This is a genomic window from Streptomyces millisiae, from assembly GCF_031845425.1.
Lineage (GTDB): Bacteria > Actinomycetota > Actinomycetes > Streptomycetales > Streptomycetaceae > Streptomyces > Streptomyces millisiae.
On the sequence record NZ_JAVREM010000002.1, the window covers coordinates 383,057 to 396,020 of the forward strand.

Here is a 12,964-nt window from a genome sequence, read left to right on the forward strand (position 1 = left end):
GCCGTACCCAGGGCGGCAAGGCCCGAGAGCACGGTGCTGCCGGTGCGCCCGTCATGCCGCGGGCTTGCGGGTGGCGCGGCCGCCCTTGGTGATGATGGTGGTGACGTTCATGCGCTTGCTGAATCGGTAGGTTTTGAGCGGGCTGGCGCTGACCATCTCCTTGTACGCGACGGCGCTCCGGCCGGTGAGGTGGATGCGGCGGGGGGTGTTGTCGGCCTTGGTGAACTGGATGACGGCATCACGGCGGCCGAGGCTGACCGGCTGGTGGAAGTAGCCGAAGCGGAACGGCTTGACCGCCTTGCCGCACACGAGCCGCGCGATGGTGTCGGCGGTGTACTGGGCCGTGGGTAGGCCGCTCTGGCAGGTGCCGTGTATCTGTCCCCAGGCCAAACGGATGGCGGCGGCGTCGCCGATGGCGTGGATCTGCGGGTGGGAAACCGAACGCAGGGTGGCGTCGACCAGGATGAGGCCGTGGTCGTCGGTGGTGATCCCGGCGGCAGCGGCGAGCGGCGACACCTTGACGCCGGTGGTCCACAGGCAGGCGTCGGAGCGGACGATCCGGCCGTCGGCCAGCTCGACGGCCTCGGGCAGCACCTTCGTGACGCGGGCACCGGTCTCCAGGGTGATGCCTAGGCGCTCCAGCGCGCGGTGGAGATGGGCGCGGGCCTTGGCACCCATCATGCCGCCGGGCTCGTCCGGGCTGATCAGCGTGACGTGCAGGCCGGGGTGGGCCTCCGCGATCTCGGTGGCCGCCTCGATGCCGGTCAGGCCGCCGCCGCAGACGGTGACCGTGCCGCCGGACGCGGCGATCTCGGTGAGCCGCGCGGCGAACCGACCGGCGATCTCCGGGTTGTTGAGGGTGAACGCGTGGGTGTCGGCGCCGGGGACCTTGCCGGTGTCGGTCGAGCTGCCCAGCGCGTAGACGAGCGTGTCGTAGCCGAGGGTCCTGGCACCGTCGACGGTGATCTGCCGGGCCTCGGGGTCGATGGCGGTGGCGGTGCCCTGGACGAACGTGATGCCGGTCCCGGCGAGCAGGTCGGGGATCTGGTGGTCGGCCAGCTCCTGCCCGGCGGCGATCTGGTGCATCCGCAGCCGCTCGACGAACCGGCTGGTTGGGTTGACCAGGGTGATCTTCACGCTGGTCCGTCGAGTGCGGTGGGCCAGCCGGATGGCGCTGAACATGCCCGTGTAGCCAGCGCCAAGGACGACGATGTGGCGGCCGTTGTTCATTGGATCTCCCAAGGTCGGGCACCGGCTTCGGTGTCGGTGGCGCCTATGGGACAAGCAGCCCGCACCGGGCGTGACAGGCCGCCGATGTGAACCACGTCACACCAGGTGCGCCGTTGGTGTGCTGGCAAAAACCCGTCGGTTGCCTCGCTGTACCGGGCCCGGCCGAGGCAGAGCAGGACGCCGAAGTGGACGGTCTCCGACTGCCGCCCAAGCCGGCGCGCATGTGATGCCCCGACGTACCTCTCACCCCCGAGGAAGCGGGACTCGGCGAGCGACCCAGCGCCAAGTCCTCGACGGCGCAGACTGATAGTCGCCCAGATTCAGCTCAACGCATGACCCCCGCTTGGCGTTCAGCTGGACGCCGGTGGGGGATTTCGGAGAGCGGGTCTGTCCCACCGGCTGTGACCAGCGGAAACCACACTGCGACGGGTCTGCTCGGCTCCCCTCCCGCCCGGCCTCGGTGGTCAGCCGGTCCAGTGGCCGCCCAGTCGGGGCGCCAGCCAGCCCGGCGCGTCGTTCCGGAACGCGGGTGGCGGGAGCGCGCCCGCGCCGGACGGGATCGAGCCGAGGAGCGGCGCGTCCGCGACGCGCGGCAGGTCGTCGACGTTGCAGCGGGCCGCCAGGTCGGGCCGGTCGGGCCAGCTGCCGATGACCACCCCCGGGCAGGCGAGTCGCCTGGCGCGCAGCGCCTCGACGGTCAGGGCCGTGGTGTTGAGCGTGCCGAGCCCGGCCGTCGTCACCACCAGGACCGGCGCGTCGAGGCGGCGGGCCGCGTCCGCGAGCGTGCTGCCTGACTCGTCGAACCAGACGAGCAGCCCGCCGGCGCCCTCCACCAGCACCAGGTCGTGGTCCTCGGCCAGGGCCTCGGCCGTCTTGGCGATCTCCGCCGGGCCGACCGGCGGCAGCCCGGCCCGCCTGGCGGCCGTGGCCGGCGCCAACGGATCGGGAAAGCGGACGAGTTCGCGGCCGGTGACCGGTCCGGCGAGCCGGATCACCTCGGCCACGTCGCCGGGTTGACCGGCCGCCAGGCCGGTCTGGGCCGGCTTCAGCACCGCCACCGAGCGGCCACCGGCCCGTGCCGTGACCGCGACCGCCGCCGTGACCACCGTCTTGCCGATCTCCGTGCCGGTGCCGCTGACGAAGAGGAAGGGACCGTCCATCTCAGCCGGCCTCGGCCGCCGCGCACGCGGCCCCGCAGATCAGCGCGAGGTCCGCGTCGTCCGTCACGTACGGCGGCATGGTGTAGACGAGGTCGCCGAACGGCCGCAGCCACACGCCCCGCGAGACCGCGGCCGCCGTCGCCGCAGCCATCTCCACCCGGTGGTCGAGCTGGATCACGCCGATGGCGCCGAGCACCCGGACGTCCCGTACCCCGGGGAGTTCGGCGGCCGGCGCGAGCCCGTCCCGCAGCCCGGTCTCGATCCGCTTCACCTCGGCCGCCCAGTCGCCCGCCAGCAGCAGGTCGACCGAGGCGCCCGCGACCGCCGCGGCCAGGGGGTTGGCCATGAACGTCGGCCCGTGTGCCAGCACCGGCACCTCGCCGCGTGAGATGCCCTCGGCCACCCGGGGCGTGCAGAGCGTGGCGGCCATCGACAGGTAGCCGCCGGTCAACGCCTTGCCCACGCACATCACATCGGGGGCCACGCCCGCGTGGTCGGCGGCGAACAGCACCCCGCCGGTGCGGCCGAAGCCGGTCGCGATCTCGTCGAACACCAGCAGCACGTCGTGCTCGTCGCACGCCTCGCGCAGCACCCGCAGATAGTCGGGGGAGTGGAACCGCATGCCGCCGGCGTTCTGCACCACGGGCTCCACGATCACCGCCGCCAACTCCCCGGCGTGGGTGGCGACCAGCTCGCGGAGCGACGCCGCGTAGCCGGGTTCCGGCGGCGCGTCGAAGCCGGCCGGTGGGGCGCCCGCGAAGATCTGCCGGGGCAGCGCGCCCGACCACAGCCGGTGCATGCCGCCGTCCGGGTCGCACACCGACATGGGGTGCCAGGTGTCGCCGTGGTAGCCGCCGCGCCAGGTCAGCAGCCGCCGCTTCGCGGGGCGGCCGAGGGAGCGCCAGTACTGGAGGCACATCTTGATGGCCACCTCGACCGAGACGGAGCCCGAGTCGGCGAGGAAGACGTGCCGCAGCGGCTCGGGGGTGATCCCGACCAGACGGGTGGCGAGCCGCACCGCGGGCTCGTGGGTGAGGCCGCCGAACATGACGTGACTCATCCGGTCCAACTGGTCCCGCGCGGCCGCGTTGAGCACCGGGTGGTTGTAGCCGTGCAGCGCCGACCACCAGGACGCCATGCCGTCGACCAACTCGCGCTGCCCGAACGCCGGTTCCGCCAGCCGCAGCCGGACCCCGGCGGCCGACTCGACCACCAGCGGCTCGGCCGTGCCCGGCATCGGGCCGTACGGGTGCCAGACGTGCCGGCGGTCGAGGTCCAGCAACTCCCCAGGTGACAGCGGCCCTTCGTCAGGCATTCGGCGCCACCTCGGTGCCGGCCCCGCGACGGCGCACCGCGACGAGGTCGGCCCGGTGCGGCGGCAGCGTCCGGTCGTCGGCGCCCTCCACCTCGAAGCCGGCGTCCGCGATCATCTCCAGGTCGGCCCTGCCCGCCTGGCCCTCGCTGGTCAGATAGTCGCCCAGGAAGACGGAGTTGGCCAGGTGCAGGGCGAGCGGCTGCATCGACCGCAGGTGGACCTCCCGGCCGCCGGCGATCCGCACCTCCACGTCCGGGCAGACGAAGCGCACCATCGCGAGGATCCGCAGGCAGCGCTGCGGGGTGAGGTCCCACCGCTTCGCGAGCGGCGTACCCTCGAACGGGATCAGGAAGTTGACCGGCACCGAGTCGGCGTCGAGCTCGCGGAGCCTGAAGACCACGTCGACCAGGTCCTCGTCGCGCTCGCCCATGCCGGCGATCAGCCCCGAACAGGAGGAGAGGCCGGCGGACCTGGCCCGCCGGACGGTGTCCACCCGGTCGTCGAAGCCGTGCGTGGTGCAGATGTCGCCGTAGGTCGCCTCGGCGGTGTTCAGGTTGTGGTTGTAGGCGTCGACCCCGGCCTCCCGCAGCCGCTCGGCCTGGCCGTCCGAGAGCAGCCCGAGGCAGGCGCACACCTCGACGTCGGCGTGCCGCTCGCGGATGGCGGCGACCGTCTCCGAGACCCGCCGCACGTCGCCGTCCGTCGGCCCGCGCCCGCTGGCCACCAGGCAGACCCGCTTGGCGCCGCCGGCCACCCCGGCGCTGGCCGCGTCGGCCGCCTGGTCCGGCTTCAACCAGCTGTACCTGAGGATCCCGGTGGTCGAGCCGAGCCGCTGCGAGCAGTACGAGCAGTCCTCCGGGCAGAGGCCGGACTTGAGGTTCACCAGGTAGTTGAGCTTGACGCGCCGCCCGAACCACCGGCGGCGCACCCTGCCGGCGGCCGCCACGACGTCGAGCAGCTCGTCGTCGGAGGTGGCGAGCACCGCCAACGCCTCTTCGCGGGTGGGCAGTTCACGGCTGAGCCCCTTGGCCACCAGGGTGTTGAGCAGCTCCATGAGGTCGATCCTGGCGCAGCCGGCACCCCCACGGCAAAGGAGGAAGCCCATAAAGCGACAGGGGCGATAGTGTCCACTGCCGCCTGTTTCCCCAGGACGGCGCGGGCTAGGTTTTATGAGCATCCAACAATCTCCGGAGGGGCTGCCGCATGCGTGACGACGCGTCAGGACGGGTCTTCGACTGGCTCGACGCCGTCGCCGAGCAGCGCAGGTGCGCCGGGCTGACGCGCCGACTGCGGCCGCGCTCCGCCCACTCCACCGTCCTGGACCTGGCCGGGAACGACTACCTCGGGCTCGCCCGCCACCCCGAGGTGGTCGAGGCCGCCGCCGCGGCCGCGCGGCGCTGGGGTGCCGGCGCCACCGGCTCACGACTCGTCACCGGGACCACCGAGCTGCACGCCCGACTCGAGGCCGAACTCGCGGAGTTCTGCGGCTTCGAGGCCGCGCTGGTGTTCTCCTCCGGCTACGCCGCCAACCTCGCCGCGCTCGCCGCGCTCGCCGGCCGGGACACGCTGGTCGTCTCCGACGCCGGCAACCACGCCTCGTTGATCGACGGCTGCCGGCTCTCCCGCGCCGAGGTCGCGGTGGTGCCGCACGCCGACCCGGCGGCGTTCCGCAAGGCACTCGACGAGCGGGGCCCACGGCGCGCGGTGGCCGTCTCCGACGCCGTGTTCTCGGTCGACGGCGACCTCGCCCCGCTCGGCGGGCTGGCCGAGGCGTGTCGCGCGGCCGGCGCCGCGCTCGTGGTGGACGACGCGCACGGGCTCGGCGTGCTGGGGGACGGCGGCCGGGGCGCGGTGGCGGCCGCCGGCCTGGCCGGCGCGCCCGACGTGGTGGCCACCGTGACGCTCTCCAAGGCGCTCGGCAGCCAGGGCGGCGCCGTCCTCGGCCCCGAACGGGTGATCGCGCACCTCGTCAACGCCGCCCGCACCTTCGTCTTCGACACCGGGCTCGCCCCGGCCGCCGCCGGCGCCGCGCTGGCCGCGCTGCGGCTGCTGCGCCGCGAGCCGGTCCTCGCGACCCAGGCCCGGGCGGCCGCCAGGCGCCTCTACCAGGGCCTGGCGGCCGCAGGGCTCCCGGTCTCGCCACCCGACGCGGCCGTGGTCGCGGTCCGCGCCGCCTCGCCGCAGGCCGCGGTGCGGTGGGCCGCCGAGTGCCGCACCGCCGGACTCGCCGTCGGCTGCTTCCGCCCCCCTTCGGTGCCGGACGGCGTCTCCCGGCTGCGCCTCACCGCCCGCGCCGACCTCACCGACACCGACCTGGCCCGGGCGCTCTCCGTGGTCACCGGCACGGCCCCCACCTGCGCCTCCGGCGACGGTTGAGCGGCGGTGCGGCCCTGCCGCCGGCAGCGGTTGACGAGCGGTGCGGCCACTGCCGCTGGCGGCGGTTGACGGGCGGGCGGTGGGCGATGGCTGACGGGCGGTCACGGCGTGGCCCGGCTGCGCCAGCGACAGCTGACCAACGTGCCCGGCATGGACGCCGCCGGTGGCTGACTCCCGAGCGTTGACGGATGACGCCCGGGCCAGCGGAGGCGGCCGCCGGGCCGCTCGGCCGGCGGGCTCCCGTCACCCCGCCAACCCGGCCGCCAACCGGCTGACCGGCCCGGTCAAGCCCGGCCGGCCAGGCCGCCGTCACCTGGTCAGCAGTTCCCGCAGTGCCGCGACCACCTCGGCCGGTGCCTCCTCGGCCATGAAGTGCCCGCAGTCCACGGTGGTGTGCCGGAGCCCCGGCGCCCACGCCGCCCACAGCGCGGTCGCGTCGTAGCCGAGCGCCGCGCCCCAGTCCTGTTGCAGCACGGTGACCGGCATCCGCAGCCGGTTGCCGGCCGCGCGGTCGGCCCGGTCGTGTGTCACGTCCACGCCGGCCGAGGCGCGGTAGTCCGCGACGATCGAGCCCACCGCTCCACGGCAGGCCGCCAGGTAGGCGTCCCTGACGTCCGCCGGGATCGCCGCCGGGTCCCTGCCCCACAGGTCGAGGAAGTGCCCGAAGAACGCGTCCGCGCTGGCGGAGATCATCCGCTCGGGCAAGCCCGGCGGCTGGGCCATCAGATACAGGTGGAAGCCCACGGCGGCCGCGGCGCCGCTCATCACCTCCCACATGTCCAGGGTGGGCAGCACGTCGAGGCAGGCCAGGTGGGTGACCGCGTCCGGGTGGTCGAGGCCGGCGCGGAACGCCACCAGCGCGCCCCGGTCGTGCCCGGCGAGCGCGAAGCGCTCGTGGCCGAGCGCCCTGGCCAGCGCGACGACGTCGGCCGCCATGGTCCGCTTGGCGTAGCCGCCGGCGGCCGACTCGGCCGGCTTGTCGCTGGCGCCGTAGCCGCGCAGGTCGGGACAGATCACCGTGTGGTCCGCCGCCAGGTCGGCGGCCACGTGCCGCCACATCAGGTGCGTCTGCGGAAAGCCGTGCAGCAGCACGACCGGCGTGCCGGAGCCGCCGACGGCGACGTTGAGCGACACCCCTTCGGCGACGGCGACCCGCCGGTACGCGAAGCCGGGGATGACAGGCGACATGGTGCGTTCCTTCCTTCGTGCGGTACCTCGCTGCCACCACACTCCGGGACGCGGATGAGCAACCGATGAGCACGCCGCACTGCCGCAGTACCGTGACCGGGTACGAACGCCGGAGAGGAAGGCCGAGGGTGCGGGTCGACTTCGGGGTGCTGGGGCCGGTCACCGCCTGGGACGCCGCCGGCCGCCCGCTCGCCCTGCGCGGGCCGCGGCACCGCGCCGTGCTGGCCAGGCTGCTCGTCGCGCGCCGCCGCGTCGTCCCCGTCGACCGCCTCGTCGACGACCTGTGGACCGCGCCGCCCGCCGACCCGGTCGGCGCCCTGCGCACCTTCGTCGCGGCGCTGCGCCGCGAACTCGAACCCGACCGCAGGCCCCGTACCCCCGCCGTGCTGCTGGTCACCGAGGGGCCCGGGTACGCGCTGCGCGCCGAACCCGACGCGGTCGACGCCTGGCGGTTCGAGGCGGAGCTCGGCGCCGCCGGGGAGCTGCCACCGGACCGCGCGGCGCCCCGGCTGGCCGACGCCCTCGGCCGCTGGCGCGGCCCGGCCTACGTCGAGTTCCCCGACGCGCACTGGGCGCGGGCCGAGCGGGCCCGGCTCACCGAGCTTCGGCTGCGCGCCGTCGAGCGCCTCGCCGAGGCCCGGCTCGCCCTCGGCCGGGCCGCGGACGCCGTGCCCGACCTGGACGCGCACGTCACCGAGCACCCCTGGCGCGAGGAGGGGTGGCGGCTGCTGGCCCTCGCCCTCTACCGGGCCGGCCGGCAGGGCGACGCGCTCACGGTGCTGCGCCGCGCCCGCGCCCTGCTCGCCGACCGGCTCGGCATCGACCCGGGGCCACGACTGCGCCGCCTGGAGACCGACATCCTCCGCCACGCCCCCCACCTCGCCCCGGACCCCGGCGGCGCGGAGCGGGTCTGGGCCGAGGCGGCCGCCGCCTACGACCGGGCGGTGCCCACCGGCGCCAGGGCCCGCCTGGCGTCCACCGTCGGCCTGCTGCGCGACCTCGCCGTCACCGGTGGCGGTGGCCTCACGGCCGCCCGCCGGCACCGGGTGGCCGCGGTCGCGGCGGCCGAGGAGCTCGGCGATCCCGAACTGACCGCCCGCGTGGTCGGCGCCTACGACGTGCCGGCCGTCTGGACCCGCGTCGACGACCCGGAGCAGACCGCCCGCGTGGTGGCCGCCGCCCGACGCACCCTGGCCGCGCTCCCCGCCGAGGGACACGAGGCCGCCAGGGCCCGGCTGCTCGCCACCATCGCCGTCGAGTCACGCGGCAGCCGCGACCCCGGCGGACCCGAGGCCGCCCGGCGGGCCGAGGAGCTCGCGCGCCGCCTCGACGACCCGGCGCTGCTCGCCTTCGCCCTCAACGGCGTCTTCATGCAGAGCTGCGGAAGGACCGGGCTCGCGCCGCGCCGCGACGCCATCGGCGCCGAACTCGTCACCCTCGCCGACCGACACGGCCTCACCACCTACCAGGTGCTCGGCCACCTCGTCCGCCTCCAGGCCCACTGCGCGGCCGCCGACCTCACCGGCGCCGACCGGCACGCGGCCGCCGCCGACCGCCTCGCCGAGCGGCACGAGCTGCCGCTGGTCGGCGTGTTCACCCGCTGGTACGCGGCGCTGCGCCGCGCCGCGACCGGCGCCCCGCTCGCCGAAGCCGAGGCGGCCTACCGGGACGCGGCCGCGGCACTCGAAGGCGCCGGCATGCCCGGGCTCGAACACGGGCTGCTGCCGCTCGCCCTGCTCTGCCTGCGGATCGGCCGCGGGCTCCCACCGGACGGCGACGAGCACGCCGACTTCGGCCCCTACGCGCCGTGGACCCGCCCCCTCGTGCTGCTGGCCGCCGACCGCCGCACCGCCGCCGCCGACGCGCTGCGCCGCGCCCCGGAACCGCCGCCCGACCTGCTGGCCGAGGCCCTGTGGTGCCTGCTCGGCCGCGCCGCCATCGCCCTCGACGACCGCCCGCTCATGCGCCGCGCCCACCACCACCTGCTCCCCGCCAGCGCCGAGCTCGCCGGCGCCGCCAGCGGCCTCCTCACCCTCGGCCCGGTCGCCACCCACCTGACCGCCCTGGAGGCCGCCCTGAACGGCCCGACCTGACCCGAGCCCCGCCGGATCTCCTCGCCGGGCCGGCAGAAAGTAACCGGTATCTGTCCCGGGCATTGACGTCCGCCGATCCGGCGCCTAACGTGCCGGTGCATCAAGGTGCGGGCTTGAATCGATCGTTCGGCGGGCCGCCTCTCAGCCGGGTTGGGCGGGGTGGCCGCGTGGGGAAGCAGCAGAAACCGTTTTCGAGAGGTGGCGGAACAGTCAGTGAGTAGAAAACGATTTCTGGTAACCGGTTACTCGACGAGGACCGGCCCCGCGCAGCACCAGGGAAGACTCGAAGGAGAGCGGTACATGAGCAGCGCGAAGAGGCGTTGGGTGCTCGGCGGCGCGGCGTTCGGCCTGGTGGCCACGCTCGCCGCCTGCGGTGGCGGGGAGGGGGACGGCGGCTCCGGCGCCGGGGCCGGCGGGCCCGTCACGTTGCGGTTGTGGAGCGACAAGGCCGGGGCCGACGTCGCGGTCCGGGCGTTCAACGAGGCGCACGAGGACGTCCAGATCGAGCTGGTCAACGTGCCGGCCGCCGAGATGTCGAACTCGCTCAACAACGCGCACGCCGCCGGCGACCCGGCCGGCGCCCCCTGTCTGGCGCAGAGCGACAACCGCCAGGGCGGCATGCTGCTGGCCCAGGGCGTGATCGCCGACATCGGCGAGTACCTGGAGCCGAGCGCCGGCGAGTTCGCCGACGGCGCGATCGAGGCGCTGTCCATCGCCGACGTGGTCTACGGCGTGCCCAACCAACGGCAGCCGGTCTTCACCATGTTCCACGCGCCGACCTTCGAGGAGCGCGGCCTCGACTACCCGACCTCCTGGGAGGAGGCCATCGAGGTCGGCGAGGTGCTGCGCGAGGACGGCGTCCACATCTTCAACCTGGCCGGCGAGGACCCGTCGACCTGGATGAACATGGCCTGGCAGGCCGGCGCCCGCTGGTACTCGATCGAGGGCGACGCCTGGCGGATCGACTTCACCGACGAGGCGTCCCGCACCGCCTCGGAGATCATGCAGCAACTGCTCGACGAGGACCTGGTGGAGCGGATCTCGTACGCCGAGTACCCGGCCATGATGCAGGAGTACGACGCCGGCCGGATCGCCATGCGGCAGCTGTCCACCTGGCAGCTCAGCGGCCACCAGAACAACGCGGACGAGACCCTCGGCGAGTGGGAGCCCGCGCCCAACCTGACCCTGGGCGGCCAGGAGGCGCCGCTCTCGGCCGCCGACACCTCGGGCCTGATGGTGCCCGCCCTGTGCGAGGAGAAGGAGGCCGCGGTCGAGGCCGCCGTCTGGCTGGCCACCCAGGCCGAGCCGGTCACGGCCATGGCCGACCCGGCCGAGGGCGCCGGCTGGTACCCGGCCGTGGCCGACCCCGAGCCGTACCTCGACGCGCTGGTGCCGCGGGAGCTGTTCGGCGAGTACGCGGACGAGACGGTGCCCGTCATCCAGGAGTCCTCCGAGTACGCCGACGGCTGGATCTACGGCCCCAACTCCCGGGCGATGTACGAGGAGCTGGCCGACCAGTGGGGCAAGGCGATGAACGGCGAGATCACCGTCGAGTCGATCCTCACCCACATGCAGGAGTGGACCGTGAACGACCTCAGGCAGCAGGGCGTGAACGTCGTCGAGTGAGTCGCAGAGCCGAAACCCGTCACCCGTAACGTTAGGCACATCCCAGATGTCGATCACCGCCACCACGGCGGAGCCGGAAGGGGCCGCGGACGCGCGTCGCGGCCCCCGCCGGACGTCCCGCTGGCACACGCTCCGCGCGGTCAAGGGCGCGGCGTTCGCCGCCCCCTTCTTCGTCGGATTCCTCTTCGTCTTCGTGATCCCGGTCGGCTACGCGGTCTACGAGAGCCTGTTCAGCGAGCGCAGCTCGGGCCTCGGGATCGGTGGCCAGGAGCGGGTCTTCGTCGGCCTCGACAACTTCTCGCGGGCGATCGAGGACGGCGCCTTCTGGGCCTCGGTCGGCCGGGTGCTGGTCTTCGCCTGCGTCCAGATCCCGCTGATGCTGGCGCTGGCCCTCGCCATGGCGCTGCTGCTCGACCAGATCGCCACCAGGACGGCGCACCGCTTCCGGCTCGCCTTCCTCGTGCCGTACATGATCCCGGGCGTGGTGGCCGCGCTGATGTGGATGTACCTGTACAGCCCCCGGCTCGGCCCGCTCACCGACGCCCTCGGCCTGCTGGGCGTCGACGCCGACTTCTACGCCTCCGAGATGCTCTGGGTCTCCATGGGCAATCTGCTGACCTGGCACGGCGTCGGCTACAACATGCTGATCATCTACGGCGCGCTGCGCGCCGTGCCGCGCGAGGTGTTCGACGCCGCGCGCGTCGACGGGGCGGGCGAGCTGCGGATCGCCTGGTCGATCAAGGTCCCGTTCGTGCGCGGCGCCCTGGTGCTCACCGGCATGCTCGCCATCATCGGGATGCTGCAGATCTTCAACGAGCCGCTGCTCTTCCGGCAGGTGGCGCCCGAGACCGTCACCAAGAGCTACACGCCGATCATGCTCATCTACTACCAGGCGTTCGACAGCAACGACTACGGCTACGCGGCCGCGCTCTCGGTGATCCTGGCGCTCGTCGTCGGCGCGATCTCCTTCCTCTTCTACAAGTTCACGAACAGGCCCTCGTCATGACCGCGACCGGACAGACCCAGCTGACCGCGCCCGCCCCCACGCCGCCGGCCGACTCCCGCCGGACACCCCCCGCCAGGACCCGCCGCGGGAGGAGGACCGATCCCGGCGACGAACTCCCCGTGGGCACCCGGCAGTCCAGGCTCTCCCGACTCCTGGTGCTGGTCGGCCTCGGCGCCCTCGTGCTCTACTCCGTCGCCCCGGTCTGGTGGCTGGTGGTCTCCGCCACCAAGGACCAGCGCGACCTGCTCTACACCAACGGCCTGTGGTTCGGCGACTTCAACCTCTTCCGGAACATCGAGCAGGTCTTCACCTACAACGACGGGATCTACCTGCGCTGGCTGCTCAACTCGCTGATGTACGCGAGCGTCGGCGGCCTGGTGAGCACCCTGGTCGCGCTGGCCGCGGGCTACTCGCTCTCCCGCTTCCAGTTCCCCGGGCGCGGCCTGCTGCTCGGCGCGGTGATCGGCTCCTTCCTGATCCCGTACGCCATGCTGACCATGCCGCTCTACCTGCTGTTCTCCCGGATCGGCCTGGTCGACACCGTGTGGGCGGTGCTGATCCCGTCCTTCATCAGTCCGTTCGCCGTCTACCTGGCCAAGGTCTACACCGACGGCGCGGTGCCCGAGGAGATCATCGAGGCGGCCCGTATCGACGGCGCCGGGGAGCTGCGGATCTTCTTCCAGATCGTGGTCCGGCTGATGTCGACCGGCGGGGCGACCGTCTTCCTGCTCTCCTTCGTGCAGGTCTGGAACCAGTTCTTCCTGCCCCTCACCATGCTGCGCGGCGAGGAGAAGTGGAGCCTCAACCTCGGCCTGTACTTCTGGAACAGCAAGCGCGACGAGGCCGGCGTCGACCTCACCGCGCTGGTGCTGACCGGGGCCCTGCTCTCCGTGATCCCGCTGGTGGTCTTCATGGTCTCGATGCAGCGCTACTGGCGCACCGGCGTCACCCTCGGCGCCCTCAAGTGACC

The 12,964-nt window shown here is 73.8% G+C and carries 10 protein-coding genes; 5 read left to right on the top strand and 5 right to left on the bottom strand.

What is annotated here, in order from left to right; all coding sequences use genetic code 11:
* Window positions 1–51: 51 nt before the first annotated feature.
* The 4 genes from RNC47_RS03915 to bioB all read right to left on the bottom strand — a co-directional run bounded on the left by RNC47_RS03915 (window position 52) and on the right by bioB (window position 4,759).
* Window positions 52–1,230, bottom strand: a complete 1,179-nt coding sequence (locus tag RNC47_RS03915; protein WP_311595497.1) for an NAD(P)/FAD-dependent oxidoreductase — start codon at window positions 1,228–1,230, stop codon at window positions 52–54.
* Between the two features lie 464 nt (window positions 1,231–1,694).
* On the bottom strand, window positions 1,695–2,390 hold the full coding sequence (gene bioD, locus RNC47_RS03920) for a dethiobiotin synthase (protein ID WP_311595498.1): 696 nt from the start codon (window positions 2,388–2,390) through the stop codon (window positions 1,695–1,697).
* 1 nt (window position 2,391) lies between these two features.
* Entirely contained in the window at window positions 2,392–3,705 is a 1,314-nt protein-coding gene (locus RNC47_RS03925; RefSeq protein WP_311595499.1) for an adenosylmethionine--8-amino-7-oxononanoate transaminase, read from the bottom strand.
* Window positions 3,698–4,759 (bottom strand): biotin synthase BioB, encoded by a 1,062-nt coding sequence (gene bioB, locus RNC47_RS03930; protein WP_311595501.1) that lies wholly within the window; start codon window positions 4,757–4,759, stop codon window positions 3,698–3,700. The genes RNC47_RS03925 and bioB overlap by 8 nt, the downstream gene beginning before the upstream one ends.
* Window positions 4,760–4,908: 149 nt before the next feature.
* Here bioB and RNC47_RS03935 point away from each other — a divergent pair, with 149 nt between their 5' ends.
* Window positions 4,909–6,081, top strand: coding sequence for an 8-amino-7-oxononanoate synthase (locus tag RNC47_RS03935; protein WP_311595503.1), 1,173 nt, complete (start codon window positions 4,909–4,911; stop codon window positions 6,079–6,081).
* Between the two features lie 309 nt (window positions 6,082–6,390).
* Here the strand turns inward: RNC47_RS03935 and RNC47_RS03940 are convergent, their stop codons facing one another.
* Complete coding sequence (locus RNC47_RS03940) at window positions 6,391–7,269, bottom strand: alpha/beta fold hydrolase (RefSeq protein WP_311595504.1); 879 nt, start codon at window positions 7,267–7,269, stop codon at window positions 6,391–6,393.
* Between the two features lie 128 nt (window positions 7,270–7,397).
* Between RNC47_RS03940 and RNC47_RS03945 the strand changes: the two genes are divergently transcribed.
* From RNC47_RS03945 to RNC47_RS03960, 4 genes are all read left to right on the top strand, one after another.
* Complete coding sequence (locus tag RNC47_RS03945) at window positions 7,398–9,362, top strand: AfsR/SARP family transcriptional regulator (RefSeq protein WP_311595505.1); 1,965 nt, start codon at window positions 7,398–7,400, stop codon at window positions 9,360–9,362.
* A gap of 300 nt (window positions 9,363–9,662) precedes the next feature.
* Complete coding sequence (locus RNC47_RS03950; protein WP_311595506.1) at window positions 9,663–10,988, top strand: ABC transporter substrate-binding protein; 1,326 nt, start codon at window positions 9,663–9,665, stop codon at window positions 10,986–10,988.
* A 46-nt stretch (window positions 10,989–11,034) separates the two neighbouring features.
* Complete coding sequence (locus tag RNC47_RS03955) at window positions 11,035–11,994, top strand: carbohydrate ABC transporter permease (RefSeq protein WP_311595508.1); 960 nt, start codon at window positions 11,035–11,037, stop codon at window positions 11,992–11,994.
* Window positions 11,991–12,962: a carbohydrate ABC transporter permease gene (locus tag RNC47_RS03960; protein WP_311595510.1), complete on the top strand. Its 972-nt coding sequence runs from the start codon at window positions 11,991–11,993 to the stop codon at window positions 12,960–12,962. Before RNC47_RS03955 ends, RNC47_RS03960 begins: the two co-directional genes overlap by 4 nt.
* Window positions 12,963–12,964 lie beyond the last annotated feature (2 nt).

Excerpts from the sequence above, each read along its gene's own strand:
- RNC47_RS03960 (WP_311595510.1), top strand. The coding sequence starts at position 11,991 with ATGACCGCGACCGGACAGACCCAGCTGACCGCGCCCGCCCCCACGCCG.
- RNC47_RS03915 (WP_311595497.1), bottom strand. The coding sequence starts at position 1,230 with ATGAACAACGGCCGCCACATCGTCGTCCTTGGCGCTGGCTACACGGGC.
- RNC47_RS03940 (WP_311595504.1), bottom strand. The coding sequence starts at position 7,269 with ATGTCGCCTGTCATCCCCGGCTTCGCGTACCGGCGGGTCGCCGTCGCC.
- RNC47_RS03935 (WP_311595503.1), top strand. The coding sequence starts at position 4,909 with ATGCGTGACGACGCGTCAGGACGGGTCTTCGACTGGCTCGACGCCGTC.
- bioD (WP_311595498.1), bottom strand. The coding sequence starts at position 2,390 with ATGGACGGTCCCTTCCTCTTCGTCAGCGGCACCGGCACGGAGATCGGC.
- bioB (WP_311595501.1), bottom strand. The coding sequence starts at position 4,759 with ATGGAGCTGCTCAACACCCTGGTGGCCAAGGGGCTCAGCCGTGAACTG.
- RNC47_RS03955 (WP_311595508.1), top strand. The coding sequence starts at position 11,035 with ATGTCGATCACCGCCACCACGGCGGAGCCGGAAGGGGCCGCGGACGCG.
- RNC47_RS03950 (WP_311595506.1), top strand. The coding sequence starts at position 9,663 with ATGAGCAGCGCGAAGAGGCGTTGGGTGCTCGGCGGCGCGGCGTTCGGC.
- RNC47_RS03925 (WP_311595499.1), bottom strand. The coding sequence starts at position 3,705 with ATGCCTGACGAAGGGCCGCTGTCACCTGGGGAGTTGCTGGACCTCGAC.